17 protein-coding genes are annotated in these 21465 nt (G+C 61.0%); 16 read left to right on the forward strand and 1 reads right to left on the reverse strand.

The genetic code is table 11. The features are described from left to right. Positions 1 to 224 precede the first annotated feature (224 nt). The 12 genes from LIS66_RS27680 to LIS66_RS02295 all read left to right on the forward strand — a co-directional run bounded on the left by LIS66_RS27680 (position 225) and on the right by LIS66_RS02295 (position 15060). Positions 225 to 350: a hypothetical protein gene (locus LIS66_RS27680; RefSeq protein ID WP_265583206.1), complete on the forward strand. Its 126-nt coding sequence runs from the start codon at positions 225 to 227 to the stop codon at positions 348 to 350. Then, a complete protein-coding gene (gene glnE / locus LIS66_RS02245) occupies positions 347 to 3286 on the forward strand; it encodes a bifunctional [glutamate--ammonia ligase]-adenylyl-L-tyrosine phosphorylase/[glutamate--ammonia-ligase] adenylyltransferase (RefSeq protein ID WP_042607753.1) in 2940 nt (979 codons plus the stop codon). The genes LIS66_RS27680 and glnE overlap by 4 nt, the downstream gene beginning before the upstream one ends. A gap of 310 nt (positions 3287 to 3596) precedes the next feature. Beyond that, positions 3597 to 4631: a lipopolysaccharide heptosyltransferase II gene (waaF, locus tag LIS66_RS02250; RefSeq protein WP_042607754.1), complete on the forward strand. Its 1035-nt coding sequence runs from the start codon at positions 3597 to 3599 to the stop codon at positions 4629 to 4631. Between the two features lies 1 nt (position 4632). Then, positions 4633 to 5694, forward strand: a complete 1062-nt coding sequence (gene waaC, locus LIS66_RS02255; protein WP_227973528.1) for a lipopolysaccharide heptosyltransferase I — start codon at positions 4633 to 4635, stop codon at positions 5692 to 5694. After that, positions 5694 to 6815 (forward strand): glycosyltransferase family 4 protein, encoded by a 1122-nt coding sequence (locus LIS66_RS02260; RefSeq protein ID WP_227973529.1) that lies wholly within the window; start codon positions 5694 to 5696, stop codon positions 6813 to 6815. The genes waaC and LIS66_RS02260 overlap by 1 nt, the downstream gene beginning before the upstream one ends. Then, a complete protein-coding gene (gene rfaP / locus LIS66_RS02265) occupies positions 6815 to 7621 on the forward strand; it encodes a lipopolysaccharide core heptose(I) kinase RfaP (protein WP_064363185.1) in 807 nt (268 codons plus the stop codon). The genes LIS66_RS02260 and rfaP overlap by 1 nt, the downstream gene beginning before the upstream one ends. After that, the gene (locus tag LIS66_RS02270; protein ID WP_042607758.1) at positions 7621 to 8355 is read left to right on the forward strand and encodes a lipopolysaccharide kinase InaA family protein; all 735 of its coding nucleotides are present in this window, start codon (positions 7621 to 7623) and stop codon (positions 8353 to 8355) included. Before rfaP ends, LIS66_RS02270 begins: the two co-directional genes overlap by 1 nt. Continuing rightward, positions 8352 to 9104, forward strand: coding sequence for a lipopolysaccharide kinase InaA family protein (locus LIS66_RS02275; protein WP_123419866.1), 753 nt, complete (start codon positions 8352 to 8354; stop codon positions 9102 to 9104). The genes LIS66_RS02270 and LIS66_RS02275 overlap by 4 nt, the downstream gene beginning before the upstream one ends. Beyond that, a complete protein-coding gene (locus LIS66_RS02280; RefSeq protein WP_227973530.1) occupies positions 9104 to 10555 on the forward strand; it encodes a lipopolysaccharide kinase InaA family protein in 1452 nt (483 codons plus the stop codon). Before LIS66_RS02275 ends, LIS66_RS02280 begins: the two co-directional genes overlap by 1 nt. Before the next feature lie 336 nt (positions 10556 to 10891). After that, the gene (locus tag LIS66_RS02285; protein ID WP_042607761.1) at positions 10892 to 12646 is read left to right on the forward strand and encodes a carbamoyltransferase; all 1755 of its coding nucleotides are present in this window, start codon (positions 10892 to 10894) and stop codon (positions 12644 to 12646) included. Then, positions 12639 to 13547, forward strand: coding sequence for a glycosyltransferase family 2 protein (locus LIS66_RS02290; protein WP_042607762.1), 909 nt, complete (start codon positions 12639 to 12641; stop codon positions 13545 to 13547). Before LIS66_RS02285 ends, LIS66_RS02290 begins: the two co-directional genes overlap by 8 nt. A gap of 76 nt (positions 13548 to 13623) precedes the next feature. Next, positions 13624 to 15060: a hypothetical protein gene (locus tag LIS66_RS02295; protein WP_227973531.1), complete on the forward strand. Its 1437-nt coding sequence runs from the start codon at positions 13624 to 13626 to the stop codon at positions 15058 to 15060. A gap of 3 nt (positions 15061 to 15063) precedes the next feature. Here LIS66_RS02295 and LIS66_RS02300 read toward each other — a convergent pair whose 3' ends face one another. After that, the gene (locus tag LIS66_RS02300) at positions 15064 to 15717 is read right to left on the reverse strand and encodes a lipopolysaccharide kinase InaA family protein (RefSeq protein WP_042607764.1); all 654 of its coding nucleotides are present in this window, start codon (positions 15715 to 15717) and stop codon (positions 15064 to 15066) included. Between the two features lie 125 nt (positions 15718 to 15842). Between LIS66_RS02300 and msbA the strand changes: the two genes are divergently transcribed. From msbA to hldE, 4 genes are all read left to right on the forward strand, one after another. Next, entirely contained in the window at positions 15843 to 17669 is a 1827-nt protein-coding gene (msbA, locus tag LIS66_RS02305) for a lipid A export permease/ATP-binding protein MsbA (protein ID WP_227973532.1), read from the forward strand. Next, positions 17663 to 18559: a GNAT family N-acetyltransferase gene (locus tag LIS66_RS02310; RefSeq protein WP_042607766.1), complete on the forward strand. Its 897-nt coding sequence runs from the start codon at positions 17663 to 17665 to the stop codon at positions 18557 to 18559. Before msbA ends, LIS66_RS02310 begins: the two co-directional genes overlap by 7 nt. A 4-nt stretch (positions 18560 to 18563) precedes the next feature. Then, positions 18564 to 19964 (forward strand): PIG-L deacetylase family protein, encoded by a 1401-nt coding sequence (locus LIS66_RS02315; RefSeq protein WP_227973533.1) that lies wholly within the window; start codon positions 18564 to 18566, stop codon positions 19962 to 19964. A 64-nt stretch (positions 19965 to 20028) separates the two neighbouring features. Further along, positions 20029 to 21450 (forward strand): bifunctional D-glycero-beta-D-manno-heptose-7-phosphate kinase/D-glycero-beta-D-manno-heptose 1-phosphate adenylyltransferase HldE, encoded by a 1422-nt coding sequence (gene hldE, locus LIS66_RS02320; protein WP_042607768.1) that lies wholly within the window; start codon positions 20029 to 20031, stop codon positions 21448 to 21450. Positions 21451 to 21465 lie beyond the last annotated feature (15 nt).

Raw genomic sequence — 21465 nt, forward strand, 5'->3', positions numbered from 1 at the left:
CCTGAGTTTGCGACTGGCCTTGTGGGCAGACGATTTAAAATTCTTGGATTGCCGACAGGTTGTTCCGGCGGCGTGTAGTTTTACTACAAATCTTCCGGCATTTCAGCCTTTCGAATGTATAGACGAGTAGTAAAACTACAGATGAAAGGCTTGTGGCCTCCGACTGCGTTGTGAGAATAATCGTTAAGGCGGGTCGATTTCCATCCGAATAAGGTGAAAGTTTGATGCTGGATGCCAAAGAAGAAGAAATTTCAGCTATTTCTAACTTTTGTTCGACAGTCCTTCACGTAGCGGGTTTTCATCATTCACTACAAGCGGCCCCTTATACGCCGATCAAGGATAGAACATGACCCTGCCCGCGCTTGCCGAACTGCCCGCCATTCTCCTGCCGTTGGTCAGCCGATCCGAGCAGTCGTTCCGTACGTCCGTCGCCGCCCTTGAAGACGATCACGGCCTGTCGAACTGGTCGCCGGAGCGCTGGGCGCAATTTGCCCGCGTCACCGCCGCCAGCGAGTTTGTCATTGAACAGAGCGTTCGTGACCCTTTGATGTTGCTGTCGCTGGTGGCGTCCGGCGAACTCGACCGACCCTTCGCGCCCGGCGAGTTGCGCGCGCAGATCGCTGCCGCCGCGAACAGCGCGCAGAACGAAGATGAGCTCGGCCGTGCCCTGCGCCGCCAGCGCGCGCGCCATCAGGTGCGGATCATCTGGCGCGACCTGACCCGCCAGGCCGATCTGGTGCAGACCTGCCGCGACCTCTCGGACATGGCCGACGCCACCATCGATCAGGCTTATCAGTGGCTGTACAGCCGCCATTGCGAGCAATTCGGCACACCGACTGGCCGGCGCAGCGGGCTGCCGCAGCAGATGGTCATCCTCGGCATGGGCAAACTCGGCGCGGTCGAGTTGAATCTTTCTTCGGACATCGACCTGATCTTCGCCTACCCCGAAGGCGGCGAAACGGTTGGTGTAAAGCGCTCGCTGGATAATCAGGAATTTTTCATTCGTCTCGGTCAGCGTCTGATCAAGGCCCTCGATCCGATGACGGTCGACGGCTTCGTTTTCCGCGTTGACATGCGTCTGCGCCCATACGGATCGTCCGGCGCGCTGGTGCTCAGCTTCAATGCGCTGGAGCAGTATTACCAGGATCAGGGCCGCGACTGGGAACGCTACGCGATGATCAAGGCGCGGGTGGTGGCTGGCGATCAGGTTGCCGGCGCGCAGTTGCTCGACATGCTGCGGCCGTTCGTCTACCGCCGTTACCTGGATTTTTCGGCGATCGAAGCGCTGCGCACCATGAAGCAGCTGATCCAGCAGGAAGTGCGGCGCAAAGGCATGGCCGACAACATCAAGCTCGGCTCCGGCGGCATTCGTGAAGTCGAGTTCATTGCTCAGGCCTTCCAGTTGATCCACGGTGGCCGCGACCTGAGCCTGCAACAGCGCCCTCTATTAAAGGTGCTGAGCACGCTGGAGGGGCAGGGCTATCTGCCGCCGGCGGTGGTCAGTGAGTTGCGCGAAGGTTACGAGTTTCTGCGTTACACCGAACACGCGATTCAAGCGATTGCCGATCGGCAGACGCAAATGCTGCCGGACAATGCGCAGGATCAGGCGCGTATCGCGTTCATGCTGGGTTTCGCCGATTGGCAGGCCTTCCATGAACAATTGATGTTCTGGCGCGGCCGCGTGGCCTGGCATTTCGCCCAGGTGATTGCCGATCCCGATGAGGAAGAGGGCAGCGAAAGCGAAGTGGTGGTCGGTGGTGAATGGCTGCCATTGTGGGAAGAAGAACAAGACGAAGAGGCCGCGTGCCGACAGTTGCAGGAGGGCGGTTTTGTCGATGCCGGCAAAGCGCTGAAGGCGCTGGCCGGTTTGCGCGGCAGTCCGCAATTGCGCGCGATGCAGCGACTGGGGCGCGAGCGTCTCGATGCCTTTATTCCGCGACTGCTCGCGCAAGCGGTAGAGCACGACAATCCCGACTTGGTACTTGAGCGCGTGCTGCCACTGGTGGAAGCGGTGGCTCGGCGTTCGGCGTATCTGGTGTTGCTCACGGAAAACCCCGGTGCGCTGCGGCGTTTGCTGACCCTGTGTGCGGCGAGCCCGTGGATTGCCGAGCAGATCACTCGCTTCCCGCTGCTGCTCGACGAATTGCTCAACGAGGGCCGGCTGTTCAAACCGCCGCTGGCGCCGGAACTGGCGGCCGAGTTGCGCGAGCGCCTGACGCGAATTCCCGAGGACGACCTCGAACAACAAATGGAAGCCCTGCGCCATTTCAAACTGGCGCACCGCTTGCGCGTGGCTGCCTCGGAAATCGCCGGCAGTCTGCCGTTGATGAAAGTCAGCGATTACCTGACCTGGCTGGCCGAGGCGATTCTCGAACAAGTGCTGGCCCTCGCCTGGCGCCAGACCGTGGCCAAGTACGGCACGCCGCTGCGCACCGATGGCACCTTGTGCGATCCCGGCTTCATCATTGTCGGGTATGGCAAAGTCGGCGGCATTGAATTAGGGCATGGTTCGGATCTGGATCTGGTGTTCATCCACGACGGCGATCCGCAGGCGGAAACCGATGGGCCGAAATCCATCGATGGCGCGCAGTTCTTCACGCGCCTGGGGCAGCGGATCATTCACCTGCTCACGGCGCAGACCAACTCCGGCCAGCTGTATGAAGTGGACATGCGTCTGCGTCCGTCCGGTGCTTCCGGGCTATTGGTGAGTTCCCTTGGCGCGTTTGCCCGCTATCAGGAAAACGAAGCCTGGACGTGGGAGCATCAGGCTTTGGTGCGCGCGCGGGTGCTGGTGGGCAGTCAGGATGTCGGCCAGGCTTTCGAGAAGGTCCGCGCGCAGGTATTGGGCAAGCCGCGAGATCTGGCCAGGCTGCAACAGGAAGTCAGCGAGATGCGCGCGAAGATGCGCGACAACCTCGGCACGCGGATTACCGCGGCCGGTACCGCGGCGAACGCTTTCGATGCAGGCGTGCCGTTCGACCTCAAGCAGGACGCCGGTGGTATCGTCGATATTGAATTTATGGTGCAATACGCGGCCCTGGCGTGGTCGCAGAGCCATCCGCCCCTGCTGCGCTGGACCGATAACATCCGCATTCTGGAAGAGCTGGAACACGAAGGGCTGATGCCCGCCGAAGATGCCAGCCTGTTGCGCGAGGCCTACAAGGCCTACCGCTCCGCCGCCCATCGGCAGGCCTTGCAGAAAGACGCCGGGGTGATACCGGGCGACCAGTTTGCCGACGAACGCCGGCAGGTTTTGCGGATTTGGAAAGAGTTGGGGCTAAGCTGAGCCACAAATGTATGGCCGGATGCAAAACCCTGTAGGAGTGAGCCTGCTCGCGATAGCGGAGTGTCAGACGACATTAATGTTGAATGTAACGACCCCATCGCGAGCAGGCTCACTCCTACAATGGACCTGCGGTGAGTCGCAGTGATGTGAACAGATGCAAAACCGTGTAGGAGTGAGCCTGCTCGCGATAGCGCAATGACAGTCGACAGTCATGTTGAAGCAAGTGACCCATCGCCAGCAGCGCCGCTTCCACAATGATTATCGAGGCGGGGAGGCGTAAATGCCTCCCCGGTTCGTTTTTGGAAACCACATGAATATTCTGATCGTTGGGCCCAGTTGGGTCGGTGACATGGTGATGGCGCAGACACTGTTTCAGTGCCTCAAACAGCGCCACCCGCAATGCGCAATCGACGTGCTGGCGCCCGAGTGGAGCCGGCCGATCCTCGAGCGCATGCCCGAAGTGCGCAAGGCCTTGAGCTTCCCGCTCGGCCACGGTGCGCTGGAACTGGCGACGCGCCGGCGTATCGGCAAATCCCTGCGCGGTCAGTACGATCAGGCGATCCTGCTGCCCAATTCGCTGAAATCGGCGCTGGTGCCGTTTTTTGCCGGCATCCCTAAACGCACCGGCTGGCGCGGCGAATTCCGCTACGGCCTGCTCAACGACGTGCGCACCCTCGACAAACAACGCTATCCGCTGATGATCGAGCGGTTCATGGCTCTGGCCTACGAGCCGAACGCCGAGCTGCCGAAGCCGTACCCGCGGCCGAGCCTGCAAATCGACCCGGTCACCCGCGAAGCGGCCCTGGCGAAATTCGGTCTGACCCTCGATCGCCCGGTCCTGGCCCTGTGCCCCGGCGCCGAGTTCGGCGAATCCAAGCGCTGGCCGTCCGAGCACTATGCCAAGGTCGCCGAAGCGCGCATCCGCGAAGGCTGGCAGGTATGGCTGTTCGGCTCGAAAAACGATCATGCAGTGGGCGAAGACATTCGCGCCCGGCTGATCCCGGGTTTGCGCGAAGAGTCGGTCAATCTCAGCGGCGGCACCTCACTGGCCGAGGCCATCGATCTGCTGTCCTGCGCCGATTCGGTGGTGTCCAACGACTCCGGTCTGATGCACGTCGCTGCGGCATTGAATCGTCCGCTGGTCGCGGTCTACGGCTCGACCTCGCCGGGCTTCACGCCGCCATTGGCTGAGCAGGTCGAGATCGTGCGCCTGGGCATCGAATGCAGCCCTTGCTTTGATCGCACCTGCCGTTTCGGCCATTACAACTGCCTGCGCCAGCTGATGCCGGATGCGGTCAATGATGCCTTGCAGAAACTGCAGGGCTCCGTGGTCGAGGTTCATTAACTTGCGGGTATTGCTGATCAAGACTTCATCGCTGGGCGACGTGATTCATGCGTTGCCGGCGCTGACTGACGCCGCCCGGGCCATTCCCGGAATCAAATTCGACTGGGTGGTGGAAGAAGGCTTCGCCGAGATCCCGACCTGGCACCCGGCCGTCGACAAAGTGATTCCGGTGGCGATCCGCCGCTGGCGCAAAAATATCTGGAAGACCATTACCAGCGGTGAGTGGAAACGTTTCAAGCAAAGCGTGCGCGCGAACAAATACGATCTGGTGATCGATGCCCAAGGCCTGCTGAAAAGCGCCTGGCTGACCCGCTACGTCAAAGCGCCGGTGGCCGGTCTCGATAAAGGTTCGGCCCGTGAGCCGATGGCTTCGCGTTTTTATGACCGCAAACTGGCGGTGGCCCGTGGTCAGCACGCCGTCGAGCGCGTGCGGCAGTTGTTCGCCATTGCCCTCGGGTACGACTTGCCCAAAGGCCTCGGCGATTACGGCCTCAACGTCGAACGACTGGTCGAGTTGCCACGCAGGAATGCCTACGTGGTGTTCCTGCACGGCACCACCTGGGACACCAAGCACTGGCCGGAACTCTACTGGCGCGAGCTGACCGAGCGGGTTGGCTATCTTGGCGTCGGCGTCAGACTGCCGTGGGGCAACCCGCAGGAAAAGGCCCGCGCCGAGCGCATCGCTGCCGGGTTCAAGCACGCCGAAGTGCTGCCGAAGCTGAATCTGGCCGGCGTCGGCAAAGTCCTCGCCGGCGCGCAGGCTTGCGTGGCGGTGGACACCGGACTCGGCCATCTGGCCGCTGCGCTGGACGTGCCGACCATTTCGTTGTTCGGCCCGACCAACCCGGGCCTGACCGGCGCTTACGGCAAATTGCAGATTCATCTGGCCAGCGACTTCCCGTGCGCGCCTTGCCTGCAGAAGAAATGTACTTATCAACCGACCGAGCAGGATGCCCGTCAGTTTGACCTGAAACGCGAGCAGCCTCTGTGCTTCACGCGTGTAAATCCCGAGCGTGTCGCCAGTCGACTGAGCACGTTGTTGATGGCTGAGGAGCTGCGCTGATGCAATTGGCATTCGTCCTGTACAAATATTTCCCGTTCGGTGGCTTGCAGCGCGATTTCATGCGCATAGCCCTCGAATGCCAGAAGCGTGGTCATCAGATTCGCGTCTACACGCTGATCTGGGAAGGCGACGTACCGCCGGGCTTTGAAGTGCTGGTGGCGCCGGTCAAGGCGTTCTTCAATCACCGCCGCAACGAAAAACTCAGCGCGTGGATGGCAGCGGATCTGGCCAGGCGCCCGGTCGATCGTTTGATCGGCTTCAACAAGATGCCGGGCCTGGACGTCTACTACGCCGCCGACGGCTGCTTCGAAGACAAGGCGCAGAACCTGCGTAACTCGCTGTACCGCCGCTGGGGCCGCTATCGCCACTTCGCCGAGTACGAGCGGGAGGTGTTTGCCAAAGACGCGAAGACCGAAGTACTGATGATTTCCGAAGTGCAGCAGCCACTGTTCATCAAGTATTACGACACCCCGCTCGAACGCTTCCATCTGCTGCCGCCGGGCATCGCCCAGGATCGTCGGCGTCCAGCGAATGCTGATGAAATCCGCGCCGGCTTCCGCGCCGAGTTCAATCTCAAGGACGACGAACTGCTGCTGGTGCAGATCGGCTCCGGCTTCAAGACCAAAGGTGTCGATCGCAGCCTGAAAGCGCTGGCCGGATTGCCTGGCGAATTGCGCAAACGCACGCGGCTGTTTGTAATCGGCCAGGATGACCCCAAATTGTTCCAGATGCAGAGTGCGACGCTGGGCCTGGGCGACAATGTGACCTTTCTCAAAGGGCGCAGCGATATCCCGCGTTTTCTGCTTGGCGCCGATCTGTTGATCCACCCGGCCTACAACGAAAACACCGGCACCGTGCTGCTTGAGGCGCTGGTGGCCGGGTTGCCGGTGCTGGTCAGCGCGGTCTGCGGTTATGCCCATTACATTGCCGAGGCGGATGCCGGGCGAGTGCTGGACGAGCCGTTCGAGCAGGCGCAACTGACGCAGTACCTGACCGAGATGTTGAGCAACGACGCTGCACGTGCGGCCTGGAGCCGCAACGGTCTGGCCTTCGCCGAGACGGCCGACCTCTACAGCATGCCGCAGCACGCGGCCGATGTGATTCTGGCGGAGCACGCTTAATGAAGTTGATGCTGGCTGAACCGTTCAAAAGCCTTTGGGCCGGACGCGACCCGTTCGCCGCAGTCGAAGGCTTGCAGGGCGAGGTATACCGCGAGCTGGAAGCGCGCCGGACATTGCGCACCGAAGTCGACGGGCATGGCTTTTTCGTCAAGATCCACCGTGGCATCGGCTGGGGTGAAATCTTCAAGAACCTGCTGACCGCCAAACTGCCGGTGCTTGGCGCCGGGCAAGAGTGGAAAGCCATTCAGCGGTTGCAGGAGGTCGGCGTGCCGACCATGACCGCCGTCGCTTATGGCGAGAAGGGCAGCAATCCGGCGGATCAGCATTCGTTTATCGTCACCGAAGAACTGGCGCCGACCATCAGTCTTGAAGATTACAGCATCGACTGGGTCAAACAGCCGCCGGAGCCGAAGCTCAAGCGCGCGCTGATTGCCGAAGTCGCGCGGATGACCGGCATGATGCACCGCGCCGGGGTCAACCACCGTGACTGCTACATCTGCCACTTCCTGCTGCACACCGACAAGCCGGTCACGCCGGAAGATTTCAAGCTCTCGGTGATCGACCTGCACCGTGCCCAGACCCGCGCGAAAATCACTCAGCGCTGGCGCAACAAGGACCTGGCGGCGCTGTACTTTTCGGCGCTGGATATCGGCCTGACCCGCCGCGACAAACTGCGTTTCCTCAAGGGCTATTTCCAGCAGCCGCTGCGGCAGATTCTGGCGCAGGAAGCGCCGCTGCTGAACTGGCTGCAAGGCAAGGCCGACAAGCTCTACGAGCGTAAGCAGCGTTACGGGGACGCGCTCTGATGGCGGGCTGGACTCTTGAGCCGCAGTACAGCGAGCTTGCCGAAGATTTCGGCAGCCTCGAAGCGGTGTTTGCGTTGCAGGGTGAACGCCTGACCCGCGATCCGCTGTCGGAGGTGATCCGCGTGCAGCGCGACGGTGTCAATTACTACGTCAAGCGCTACGTCGGCGCCGGTAAGGGCCTGCGCCGCTACCTCGGCAAGCCGCGGGTGAAGATGGAGTGGCAGAACCTCAAGCGCTTCGCCAAGTGGGGCATTCCCACCGCCGAGGTGGTGGCCTGGGGGCTGGAGCGGCGGGGCGCGGCCTACGATCGTGGCGCGATGATCACCCGCGAGTTGCCCAACACCGAAGACCTCTCGGCACTGGCCGAGCGCAAGGATCCCAAGCTTGAAGATCGCGCCTGGGTCGACGGCGTCAGTCGTCAACTGGCCGGCTATACCCGGACAATGCATGATCACCGCTTTACCCATAACGACTTGAAATGGCGCAACCTGTTGATCGATGATCAGGCGCGGATTTTTCTGATCGACTGCCCCAATGGCGAATTCTGGCGCGGCTTCTGGCTCAAGTACCGAATCACCAAGGACCTGGCCTGTCTCGACAAGCTGGCCAAATATCACCTGTCCAATACCCAGCGCCTGCGCTTCTATAAGCAATACCGCCAGTGCGATCGGCTCGATGTTGCCGACAAGAAACGGATTCGGCACGTGGTGAGATTTTTTGAGGGACGGGAATGACTGATTTTCTCGCCGAACAAGACCGTGCGCTGCTGGAGCGTCACGGTCTCGGCACTTTCGATGCGCTGTGGGCCAAACAGCTTGAGGCTGTGGATGAGCCCAACACTGCCGGTGGCGGCTGGAGCAGCGTGTTTCGCCTGGATCTGGAAGGCCAGGGTTACTACCTCAAGCGTCAGAGCAACTATCTGACGCGTACCTTGCATGCGCCCTTTGGCGAGCCGAGTTTCGCCCGCGAATTCCGCAATATCAGCCGCTATCGCAAGCTCGGCATTCCGGCGCTGCAGGCGGCGTTTTTCGGTGAGCGCAAGGTCGACGGAGAAGTGCGCGCCATTTTGCTCACCCGCGCACTGGATGGCTGGAGCGATCTGGATTCGTTGCTCGAACGCTGGGGGCAACTCAGCGCCGCGCAACATTCGGCCATCCTCAAGGCTTGCGGATTGCTGGCGCGGCGTCTGCACGGCGTGCGGCAGGTGCATGGCTGTTTTTATCCCAAGCATATTTTTCTGCGTGCCACCGGCGACGGCTATGAGGCACAGCTGATCGATCTGGAGAAAACCCGGCCGCTGCTGTTCGGCATGCGCGATCGGGTCAAGGATCTCGAACCGTTGCAACGCCGCGCGCCGCAGTGGAGCGAGGCAGACTTGCGGCAATTGCTCGCGGCTTATCTGGATCAGCCGGATGACAGTTCACTGCTCGACCGTTGGCTGGTGCGGCTGACGGCGCGGCGCAGCCACAAGGAGGCCCGCTGATGCGCTTGTCCGAGCTGGCCCTGGCCGGGCGCACACCTTCTTTGCCGCTGACTGTGACGTTGGCGGATGCGGCCGGTGCGGCGGATCTGCAATTGCTGAGTCTGCTGCGGGTGTTGCCTGGGCAGCGCTATGTCGGTGCCGGGGTCTGGCGTGGCCGGCCGGTACTGGCGAAATTGCTGGTGGGCAGCAAAGCCGCCCGGCATTTCCAGCGTGAGCTCGAAGGCGTGCGGTTGCTGGCCGCCCAGAGCATGACCACGCCGCTGCTGTTGGCTGATGGCCTGAAAGACGGCGAGGGCGGCTGGCTGCTGTTCGACTTTCTTGAAGAGGCTGAAAGCCTCGGCGATGCCTGGGCGAAAGTCGAGTCGCTGCCCGTGCTGGCTGATGAGCAAACGGCGGTGTTGGCCGAAGCGCTGGATGCGATCGGCCGGCTGCACGACAAAGGACTCTGGCAGGAAGATCTGCACCTGGACAATCTGTTGCGCCACGGCGCTCAGCTGTATCTGATCGATGGTGCCGGCGTGCGTGCCGAAACACCGGGGCAGCCGTTGTCGCGGCAAAAGGTGCTGGAAAACCTCGGGGTATTTTTCGCCCAGTTGCCCAAGTCACTCGAACCGTTCACTGAAGAATTGCTGGTGTATTACCTGCTGAGCAACAGCGAACATGCCTTGCCGCTGGAGGCATTGCAGAAGCAGATCGACAAGGTTCGTAGCTGGCGACTCAGGGATTATCTGATCAAGGTCGGCCGCGATTGCACCTTGTTTTCGGTTCACCGCGGCGCATTCGCTTTGCGCGCGATTCGCCGCGAAGAAGAGGCTGCCATGCTACCGGTGCTCGATCAGGCAGACGCCTTGCTTGATCGGGGGCATCTGTACAAGACCGGCGGCGCGGCCAGCGTCGGCCGAGTCGAGGCGGACGGCCGCACGCTGGTGATCAAGCGCTACAACATCAAGGGTTTTGCCCATTGGCTCAAACGCTTCTGGCGCCCGAGCCGGGCCTGGCACTCGTGGCGCGAAGGCAATCGTCTGGCCTTTCTTGGCATCGCCACGCCGAAACCGCTGGCGGTACTGGAGAAGCGCTTTTTGTGGCTGCGTCGCAGTGCCTATCTGGTCACCGAGTATCTGCCTGGGCCGGACATCATCGAGCGCTTCGCGCCTTACGTTGAGAGTGGCCAGGCACCGGAAGCCGAGTTGCAGGCGCTGGATCAACTGTTTGCCCGGTTGATCGCCGAGCGCATCAGTCATGGCGATTTCAAGGGGCACAATCTGTTCTGGCAGCAGGATCGCTGGGCGCTGATCGATCTGGATTCGATGTGTCAGCATGGATCCGACGGCAGTTTTGCACCGGCCTATGCCCGTGATCGCGCGCGATTCATGCGCAACTGGCCTGAAAGCAGTGCATTGTACAAGGCGATTGATCAGCGGTTGCCGAAGGCAGCCCCCGGCGCTGGTTGAAGGCTTTGGCGAAAGGGCGCGAATGCGTTGAAAGATGCCCGTTTGCGTTGGCGGACAGAAAACCGCGATTTGTCCTACAACTTCTGTGGAAGCCATCAACTGTGCTCTGCTGGGCTCCGATGTTAATTTCACCGGATGGTTGCTCGGGGGCGGGCTGTACTTGAATACTCGCGCCCGGTTTCTTTCCTCCGATCGCCACGAGTCAATTCGTACAGGGTAATTTCAGTGACGTTTACGCTATAATCCCGCCCTTTAGCTGTCACTCGCCCTGTGCGAGGACACATCAATTTTCAAGGCGCATCGCGCCTGCATGCAGACTAAAGAGGCTAGACCCCTGTGGCATTGACGATTCTTGGCCTGTCCGGCGCCCTTAGCCATGATCCTTCCGCAGCCTTGTACATCGACGGCAAGCTGGTCGCGGCGGCAGAAGAAGAGCGCTTCGTACGCGATAAACATGCAAAGAACCGCATGCCCTACGAATCGGCAAAGTTCTGCCTCGAGCAAGCTGGCATCAAACCTTCCGACGTTGACGTAGTGGCGATTCCTTTCGCCCCGATCAGCCTGTTCGGCAAAGCCCGCTGGCACTACGCCAAGCGCTACTGGTATGCACCGGATCGCGCGCTCGATGCGATCCTGATGGGCAACCGTCGCTACAAGCGCTATCGCAACAAGATCGTCTGGTGCCTGGAGCAACTGGGCTTCGATCCGAAGAAAATCAAGATCGAGCCGGTCGAGCATCATTTGGCTCACGCCTCCAGCGCCTACCACTGCTCGGGTTTCAAAGAGAAAACCGCGATCCTCGGCATCGACGGCAAGGGCGAATACGCCACGACCTTCTTCGGCTACGGCGAAAACGGCAAGATCCACAAGATCAAGGAATTCTTCGATCCGGACTCGCTCGGTGGTCTGTACGGTGCGATCACCGAATTTCTCGGCTTCGAGATGCTCGACGGCGAATTCAAGGTCATGGGCATGGCGCCGTACGGCGATGCCAGCAAATATGATTTCTCGCGTCTGGCCTCGTTCGAGAATGGCGAGCTGGTGATCAACACCGACTACGCCAACGTCATCGGCCTGCGCCGCTATAAAGAGAAGGGCAAAGGCTTCTACTTTTCTCCGAAGCTGATCGAGTGGCTGGGGCCGAAGCGAGAAGGCGACATCGCCGACGAGCCTTACATTCACTACGCCGCCAGCATGCAAGCGCTGTTCGAGAAGCTGGCGCTGCAGATGATCGACCACTACCTGGGCGATGTGCTCAAGGAAACCGGCAAGCTGGCCTTCGCCGGCGGCTGTGCGTTGAACGTCAAACTGAACCAGAAAATCATTGCCCGCGACGACATCAAAGAGCTGTTCGTCCAGCCGGCATCCGGTGACGCTGGTACGGCCGTAGGCGCCGCCGCTTACGTGTCCCACGCTCGTGGCGTACCGGTGGAGAAGATGGAGCACGTCTACCTTGGCCCGTCTTACAGCAACGAAGATGTGATTGCCGCCTGCGCCCGTCATGAGAACAAGCCGACCTGGCGCAAACTCGACAACATGCCGCAAGAGATTGCCAAGATCATGGTCGAGGGCAATCCGGTGGCCTGGTTCCAGGGCCGCATGGAATTCGGCCCGCGTGCACTTGGCGGTCGTTCGATCATCGGTTGCCCGAGCATTCCCGGTGTGGCTGACCGCATCAACCACCAGATCAAGTTCCGTGAGCGCTGGAGGCCTTTCTGCCCGTCGATGCTCGACACCGTCGCGCCACAGATGATCAAGATCGATCACCCCGCGCCGTTCATGACCTTCACGTTCGAAGTGGCCGAGGAGTGGAAGACGCGCGTCCCGGAAGTCGTTCACGAAGACGGTACTTCACGCGCTCAGGTGCTCAAGCGTGAGTACAACCCGCGCTACTACGACATGATGAAGGCGCTGGAAGACCTGACCGGTAACGGCGTATCGCTGAACACGTCGCTCAACCGTCGGGGCGAACCGATGATCTGCTCGCCGACTGACGCCCTGAACATGTTTTTCGGCTCTGACCTGCAATATCTGATCATGGAAGATATTCTTGTCGTCAAAGAAGGCGTGCAAGGAAACGGTCTTGACTGAAACACTGATCAGCGTCGTGATCCCCGCGTACAACTACGCCAGATCGCTGCCACGGGCAGTGGAGTCGGTATTGGCGCAGTTGCACGAGGCCGCAGCGGATCTGCTGGTCATCGATGATGGGTCTACAGACACGACGCCTGAAGTGTTGGACAGACTGCTGGTCGAGCATGCCGGACGATTTCGGGCAATACGACAAAGCAATGGCGGACTTTCCTGCGTGCGCAACCGCGGGATCGAGGAAACCAGCGGGCGTTTTCTCGTGTTTCTCGACGCTGATGACGAAATGGCGCCGGGGGCGCTGGCCGCTCTGGCGCGACATATCGCGAGCAACCCCGAGACCAGAATGATCATCGGCTCGCACTGGTCGGTTTTCTCCGGGGGCAAACGCAGCCTGCAGCCTGTAAAGCCATTGCCTGCCACGGTGCGGCAGCGGGTCAAGGGCTATCTGCTGGATAAAACCGTGTCAATCTCCAACGGCGCCTGTGCGATGCATCGCGAGGTGTTCGCACCGGGCAACTATCCGGAACAGTTGCGCAACGTCGAGGACTTGCCGGTCTTCGCGCAGGTGTTGGCGCGGTTCCCTTGCAGCGTCCTGCAGCAACCACTGGCGCTCATTTACAAGCACGCAGACAGCATGCGTCATGACCTGCATCAGAGTCTTGCGGCGGGTACCGAACAGGTTGTCAGCGAGGTCTTTTCCAGTCGGCGAATGCCACAAGAGTTTCATGATTTGCGTCAGGCCTATCTGGCGCAGCGTTGCCTGTCATTGTTCCGGGATTGCTACTCGCATCGTGAGTACGCGCTGGCGAAGACCTTCTATATGCAAGCGCTACGGGCCGACTGGCACATTCTGGGGCGTTGGTCGTACTTGCGCAAAGCGCTGCGCCTGCTGTTTCGATAAACCGGGTTATTGATTTCTGCGTACCTGTGGCGCGTGATGTTGAGGGGGCTGGGTGAAAGGTACGGATAGGAAATGGGTGGCCAAGGCCGCTCAGGTAATCAGTGAACGACCGGTCAGCGTGGCGTTCTGGGCAAGCATTCTGCTCTCGCTGGTCGCCGTGTCAGGTACTGCCACGGTCGGGCGCGATGCCGCCTTGTACATCGATATCGCGCAGCAGGTGGTCTTGCATGGCACTGATGCCGCCTGGCAGCATTTCGACTGGCCCTGGTTTTCCTTCCTTCTGGCGCTGACCCATCGCGTCACGCATCTGCCCCTGGAATTGAGTGCCTATCTGTGGTGCGGCCTGTTTTTCGCCGGCACCAGTGCCCTGATGGTGGATTGCGTGCGCCGCCGCTCTCCCGAGATCGCCGGCTGGGCATGCCTGGTCGTGCTGGCGATGCCGGCAGTCAATGCGTTTCGAAATGACATCATCCGCGAATGCGGCTTCTGGTTTTTCTGCACCCTGACATTGTGGCAGGCGTTGCGCTGGCAAGCCCTGGGCGGCTGGCTCAGAGCCGGGCTGATTCATCTGGCGATCGTGGCCGCAGCCTTGTTTCGACTGGAAGCTCTGCTGTTATTGCCGGCGCTGGCGCTGTGGCAGTTGCCGGGTTTGTGGCGCTCTGGCCAGCGCATACGATTGTTGCAGCTGGGGTTACTGCCTGTGTTGGGGCTTGCGGTCGCCGCGGCCTCGGGCGTGTTGATGTCTGCGCGCGTCGTGCTCTATCTGGACATGATTGCGCCGCAAGGCGTGTACGCCTCGTTTCAGACACTTTCAGAACAATTTGCCAATTCGTTGATCACCAAGTATTCGCAGGACGAAGCTGGGCGCATTGTGTTTTTTGGCATGCTGGCCGCAATGGCGATCAGTTTCGTCAAACTGACGGGACCTTTCGCTGCGCCTTTCGTACTGCGCCGCAACTGGTCGGTGCTGAGCGATTACTGGCGCGACTATCGCCTGTTCGCCTGGGTTGCGCTGTTGTATCTGGTGGTGCTGATTCTGTTTTTCATCAAGCTGCAGTTCATGAACACGCGTTACCTGAGCTTCCTGAACCTGTTATTTGTACCTGCGCTGGCTATGGCATTGGCAGCGTTTGCCCGGCAGTTTCCACGCTGGACCAAGGCGCTGGTGGTCGTAGCGCTGCTGGTGATGCTGTCAAACGTGATCTCCACCGGCGCCGGCAAAACCCATTACGTGGCGGCGGGACGCTGGTTGTCCGAGCATGTCGAGCCTGACGCTGCAGCCTGGTTCGAAGACGGTCGCATCAGCTACTACGCGGGACGGGGTTATGTTCTGCCGACGCTGACCCGCGAGCAGGCGATGTCGCCGGAGCATGCTGGTCAGTACCGCTATTTCCTCATTGAAGGAAAAGGTGATGAGCCGTGGCTTGGCGAGTGGCTGATGGCGCACAAAATGCGCATCATCGAGCGCTTCGCCAACCGCAAGGGCGCGACAATTCTGGTGATCGGCCGCTGAAGGTCAGCTCAGCAGCAGGCGCAAGCGCTCGATCAGCGCATCCTGACGATTGCCTGGCAACGCCTGGCGGTAGCCTTCGAGGAAAGTTTTGCCGGCGTCCTGGCCGAGCAGCCATTGCCGGTCTTGCTTGTAGCGCAGCAGATGAGCGAAGTTGCGCAGTCGCTTGCTATCGCTCAGGGCGCGTCGCTGGCAACGCAGGTCGGCAATGTCGATCAGCCCGAGATGATTGTCCGGTGTCTGCACCACGTTGCCGAAGTGCAAGGATCGAAAGTACACGCCTCTCTCATGCAGTTGCGCAATGAACGCCCCGAGTCGGGCGCGCAACGTGTCGGTTTCTTCGGGAGTGCCCTGCAATTGCCGCACGGTCTCGCCCGCCAGCGGCGCGTAATAGACGCCGTCGCGTTGAATGCTCGGAATACGGTAAACGGCGATCACATCCGGGCAGAGGATGCCGCGCTGCTGCAACGCTCTGGTGTTGTTGGCAAAGCGTTGGGCATAGGGAAAGAACAGCGCCGAACTCAGCAAGCGCTTGCGGCGAAACAGTTTGAGCATGCGACCGTCGGCCAACCTGAGCACCTTGTCGCCGGAACCGTCGGCTTCGAGTACCTGAGCACCTTTGCGCAGTGCCTCGTAAGTGCTGTGATCAATCGATTGCATGCCAGACTCCCCATCGTGAGCCGGCTATCTTAACCGACTTGGCCAAAGGCTGGCGCCCGGTGATGTTTATCGGCGCAAAAGGGCCTGTGATATCATCGCCGCCTCACTGATTTACGCGGATTCCCATGAGCAGTCCTGAACCGAAAGCCCAGTCAACGCTGGCGATCTATTTCCGCCTTTTGGCTTACGTGCGTCCCTACGCCGGCCTGTTCATCCTGAGTATCGTCGGCTTCCTGATCTTCGCCTCGACCCAACCGATGCTTGCCTACATCCTCAAGTATTTCGTCGATGGCCTGGCCAATCCAGAGGCCAGTCTGTTCCCGGGCAACCCCTATCTCGGCAAGTTGCAGCTGCTCGAAAGCGTGCCGTTGTTGATCGTGCTGATTGCCGTGTGGCAAGGCGTCGGTTCGTATCTGGGCAACTACTTTCTGGCGCGGGTCTCCCTGGGCCTGGTGCATGACCTGCGGGTTGTGCTGTTCAACAAGCTGCTGGATCTGCCCAACAGCTATTTTGACAAGAACAATTCCGGTCATCTGATTTCCCGCATCACGTTCAACGTGACCATGGTCACCGGCGCCGCCACGGATGCGATCAAGGTGGTGATCCGCGAAGGCATGACGGTGATCTTCCTGTTCTGCACCCTGTTGTGGATGAACTGGAAACTCACCTTGGTCATGGTCGCGATCCTGCCGGTCATCGGCCTGATGGTGAACAGCACCAGCAAGAAATTCCGCAAGCAGAGCAAGAAGATTCAGGTGTCAATGGGCAATGTCACGCACGTGGCGTCCGAGACCATTCACGGGTACCGCGTGGTCCGCAGTTTTGGCGGCGAAACCTATGAGAAGACCCGCTTTCGCGACGCCAGCCAGAGCAATACCGATAAACAACTGACAATGACCAAGACCGGCGCGGTGTATACGCCGATGCTGCAACTGGTGACGTACAGCGCCATGGCCGTGGTGATGTTTCTGGTGCTGTACCTTCGGGGTGATGCGTCGCCTGGTGATCTGGTGGCCTACATCACCATGGCCGGTTTGCTGCCGAAGCCGATTCGCCAGCTCTCCGAAGTCAGCTCGACGATCCAGAAGGGCGTGGCTGGCGCCGAGAGTATTTTCGAACAGCTGGACGAACCGGCGGAAGTCGATCACGGCACGGTCGAGCGCCACCGTCTGCAAGGTCGCCTCGAAGTGCGCAACCTCAGCTTCAGTTATCCGAACAGCGAGAAAAAAGTCCTCGATGACATCAGTTTCGTCGTCGAGCCCGGGCAAATGGTGGCGCTGGTCGGTCGCTCCGGCAGCGGCAAGTCCACCCTGGCCGGCCTGATTCCGCGCTTCTATCAGCATGAGCAGGAGCACGGGCAGATTCTGCTGGATGACGTGCAGGTGCAGGACCTGACCCTGCGCAGCCTGCGTCGGCAGATTGCCCTCGTGACCCAGCAGGTCACGCTGTTCAACGACACGGTGACCAATAACATCGCTTACGGCGATCTGGCGGGAGCACCGTTCGACGAGGTCAAGCGCGCGGCCACTGAAGCCTACGCCGATGAGTTCATCATCAAGATGCCGCAGGGCTACGAGACGCTGGTCGGCGAGAATGGCGTGCTGCTGTCCGGCGGCCAGCGTCAGCGCATCGCCATTGCACGGGCATTGCTCAAGGATGCGCCGCTGCTGATTCTCGATGAGGCCACGTCGGCCCTCGATACCGAGTCCGAGCGGCATATCCAGGCGGCGCTGGATCATGTGGTGCAGAACCGCACGACGCTGGTGATCGCTCACCGCTTGAGCACCATCGAGAAGGCCGATCTGATTCTGGTCATGGACGAAGGCAAGATCGTTGAGCGGGGCACTCATACCCAGCTCCTGGCGCAGAATGGCTATTACGCCCGCTTGCACGCCAAGGAATTCGAAGAAGGCGACGAGCTGCAACCGACCCATGTGACTGACCTATGCTGACGGCGTTTCGCGCCTGGCGTGAGCGCGGCTGGAGCGAGATCGATCAGGCCGCTTATGCCCAAGCCTGGCAGCGCTTCGGTGGCAGTTTTGCGACTCATCCCGAGGTGGTGGAGCGGCTGTCGACGTTTGTCGGCATCAAGCTGCACTACCTCGGCTGGATCGTCGATGGTGACGTCGTCGCGGCTGTTGCTTGCTGGGGCCGGCACGCCGCGCTGTCCAAGGAAGTCCTCAAGCGCGAGGGCAAGCGCGGGCTGCTCGACATGGGCAATGCCGAACTGATTCTGCCGATTGCCGCAGACGTCGTCGTCCCGGTGCGCCAGCGCATGGCGTACGTTTCGCAACTCAACGCCGAGCAGATCAGCACCCTGCGCGCGCAACCGGAAGGGCTGGCACTGGCGCGGTTGCCCGAGGATTACTCGAAGAAGTTTCGCTACAACCAGCGTCGCGAACAGCGCCTGCTGGAAGAGGCGGGCGGGTCGCTGGTGCCGATGTCCGACTTGACGCCACAGGAGCAGGCGGCCGCCTATGGCGATCTGTTTCAACGTCGCTGGGGCTTTGAAGTGCCCGGCAAGGCCGGGCTGGTCGAAGTGTTCACCCTGCTCCGCGAGTTCATGACCGGGTCAGTGGTGATGCTTGAATCGGCACCGGTGGCGATCCAGATTCTCTACCGGGTCGAAGCGCCGCAGTGGGTGTCGCTGGAGTACGTCAATGGCGGCGTCGATCCGCAAAGTCGCGAGTTCAGCCCCGGCAGCGTATTGAGTTTCGTCAACACCCAGCAGGCCTGGGCGGATGCTCAGGCACTGGGCAAGACGCTGCGCTATTCGTTCGGCCGTGCCGACCGTGAATACAAGGATCGCTGGTGTCACACGGTGCCCGTCTACAAGGTCTGAATCCATGACTGCTCGCAAGCAACAGCTCCTCAAGGCCCATCGCCGCAGCAAGCGCCTGTTCCTGATTGCGTTCTTGATCGTGCTGTTGGCGGCCGGCTTCCTGCTGGGCTGGTGGCTGCTGCCGTTATTGCTGGTGTTGGCCTGGGTGGCGCATGAGGCGTGGTTTGCCGACCATCTGTTCTATCGCGCCGCTGACGACTATCAATATCACTTTCCCAAGGATGCTGCGCAGCAGGCCGTGAAGCTGGATGCCGGTGTCCTGCGTCTGAGCGAGTCGCTGGCGCCGGGAGAAACGCTGGTGCTTGAACTCGAGGTCAAGGCGACCTGGCTCGGGCGCTGGCTGGATCCTTATGTCGAGCTGGGCGACGATCGCCAGGACTTCGAGCGGGGCGTCAACGGCCGGCGCTTTCTCAATCTGTCCGGGCAGGGCGTAGCGCTGGGTGAAAATACCCTGACGTTGCGCGGCCGCCATTGCACCCTGAGCGCTGCCGGTACGTTATGGGTCATGAGCAATCCCGATTACGCGCAGCAACGGGTCATGGTCATCGCGCCTCACGCCGATGATGCCGAACTGGCTGCGTTCGGCCTCTACAGTCGCTGCGAAGAAGCAAGCATCGTCACGCTGACCCAGGGCGAAATCGAGGCCGAAGACTTCCAGCGCCTGGGTCTGGACAAGGCTCAGGCAGCTCGGCTGAAGGGCAGGCTACGCAGTTGGGACAGCCTGAGCATTCCGATGTGGGGCGGGGTGCCGGCCAGTCGATGCGTACAGCTGGGCTATTACTGCCTGCAATTGCCAGCCATGGCCGAAGAGCCGGACACTTCATTCGGCTCGCGCGAATCCGGCGAAAACGATGTGCGCACTGTCCGCCAGCACAATCCGCTCACACTGCCGGGCGATGTCGACGGTGCGCCGACCTGGAACAATCTGGTCGGCGATATACAGCGATTGCTGGAGCACTTTCGCCCCGAGGTCGTCGTCACTCCGCATCCCGAACTGGACCCGCACAGCGACCACGTCGCCTCCACCCGTGCCCTGCTGGAAGCCATCGCAGCCAGTGCGTGGAAGCCGTCGACCCTGCTGATGTACGCCAACCATCTGCATGACAATGATCGTTGGCCGATGGGCCCGGCCGGTGGCGGTATCGCCCTGCCGCCGGCGATCGAGCCCTTGCCGGCTGATCGCTTGTGGAGCCCGGTGCTGTCGGCGGATATGCAACTGGACAAGGCCATGGCGCTGGCCATGGAGCATGACCTGCAGGGCGCGCTCGGATTCAAGCGGCAATTGCGTCGCGTCATTCAACAGATGCTTGCCGGACGCCGCTGGCCGGTCACAGGCAGTAACGAGTTTTTCCGCAAGGCCGTGCGGCGTCACGAACTGTTCTGGGTGCGTGACCTTTCAGATTGAGGCGGACGGCGCTTTACCCTGTGGTAATATCGCGCCCCTGTTCATTTTGTATGTGGGTTGCTCCATGAAGTTGTCCATGCCGCGTTTCGATCAAGCCCCTGTCTTGGTAGTCGGCGATGTCATGCTCGACCGTTACTGGCATGGCGGAACCTCACGGATTTCCCCTGAGGCGCCGGTGCCGGTGGTCAAGGTCGAGCAGATCGAAGACCGTCCGGGCGGTGCCGCGAACGTTGCCTTGAACATTGCCGCGCTGGGTGCACCGGCGTCGCTGGTCGGTGTGACCGGCGATGACGAGGCCGCCGACAGCCTGAGCAACAGTCTCAAGGGCGCCGGCGTCCGCGCCCTGTTCCAGCGCATCGCGCACCAGCCGACCATCGTCAAGCTGCGGGTCATGAGCCGGCACCAGCAATTGCTGCGTATCGACTTCGAAGAGCCCTTCGCCACCGACGCCCTGGCCCTCGGTTCGCAGGTCGATGACCTGCTTGAAGGCATCAAGGTGCTGGTCCTCTCCGACTACGGCAAAGGCGCGCTGAAAAACCATCAGGCGCTGATCCAGGCCGCGCGGGCGAAAAACATCCCGGTGCTGGCCGATCCGAAGGGCAAGGACTTTTCCATCTATCGTGGCGCGAGCCTGATCACGCCGAACCTCAGCGAATTCGAAGCCATCGTTGGCGGTTGTGTCGACGAGCACGAGCTCGTCAGCAAGGGCGCGACGCTGATGCACGAGCTTGAACTCGGTGCGCTGCTGGTCACCCGTGGCGAGCATGGCATGACCTTGTTGCGCCCGGACCAGGCGGCATTGCACTTGCCGGCGCGTGCGCGGGAAGTGTTCGACGTGACCGGTGCGGGCGACACGGTCATCTCGACCCTCGCCGCCGCGATCGCTGCTGGCGAAGACCTGCCCCATGCCGTGGCGCTGGCCAACCTGGCGGCGGGTATCGTGGTCGGCAAGCTCGGTACGGCCGCCATCAGCGCCCCGGAACTGCGTCGCGCCATTCAGCGTGAAGAGGGTTCGGAACGCGGTGTGCTCGGTCTTGAGCAATTGGTGCTGGCCGTCGCCGACGCCCGTGCCCATAACGAAAGAATCGTTTTCACCAATGGCTGCTTCGACATTCTCCACGCCGGGCATGTGACCTATCTGGAACAGGCACGGGCCCAGGGCGACCGTCTGATCGTTGCGGTCAACGATGATGCTTCAGTCAGTCGCCTGAAAGGGCCGGGCCGTCCGATCAACAGCGTTGACCGACGCATGGCCGTTCTGGCGGGCCTTGGGGCGGTCGACTGGGTCATCAGCTTCCCCGAAGGCACCCCGGAAAACCTGCTGCGCGAGGTCAGACCCGATGTGCTGGTCAAGGGTGGCGATTACGGCATCGACCAGGTGGTCGGCGCGGATATCGTCACCGCGTACGGTGGCACCGTGAAAGTGTTGGGACTGGTGGAAAACAGCTCGACGACGGCGATTGTCGAAAAAATCCGCAGTCGCTGATCAGATGAATCTTTA

The sequence above is a fragment of the Pseudomonas sp. HN2 genome (assembly GCF_020736465.1).
In the GTDB taxonomy this organism is placed as follows: domain Bacteria; phylum Pseudomonadota; class Gammaproteobacteria; order Pseudomonadales; family Pseudomonadaceae; genus Aquipseudomonas; species Aquipseudomonas moraviensis_A.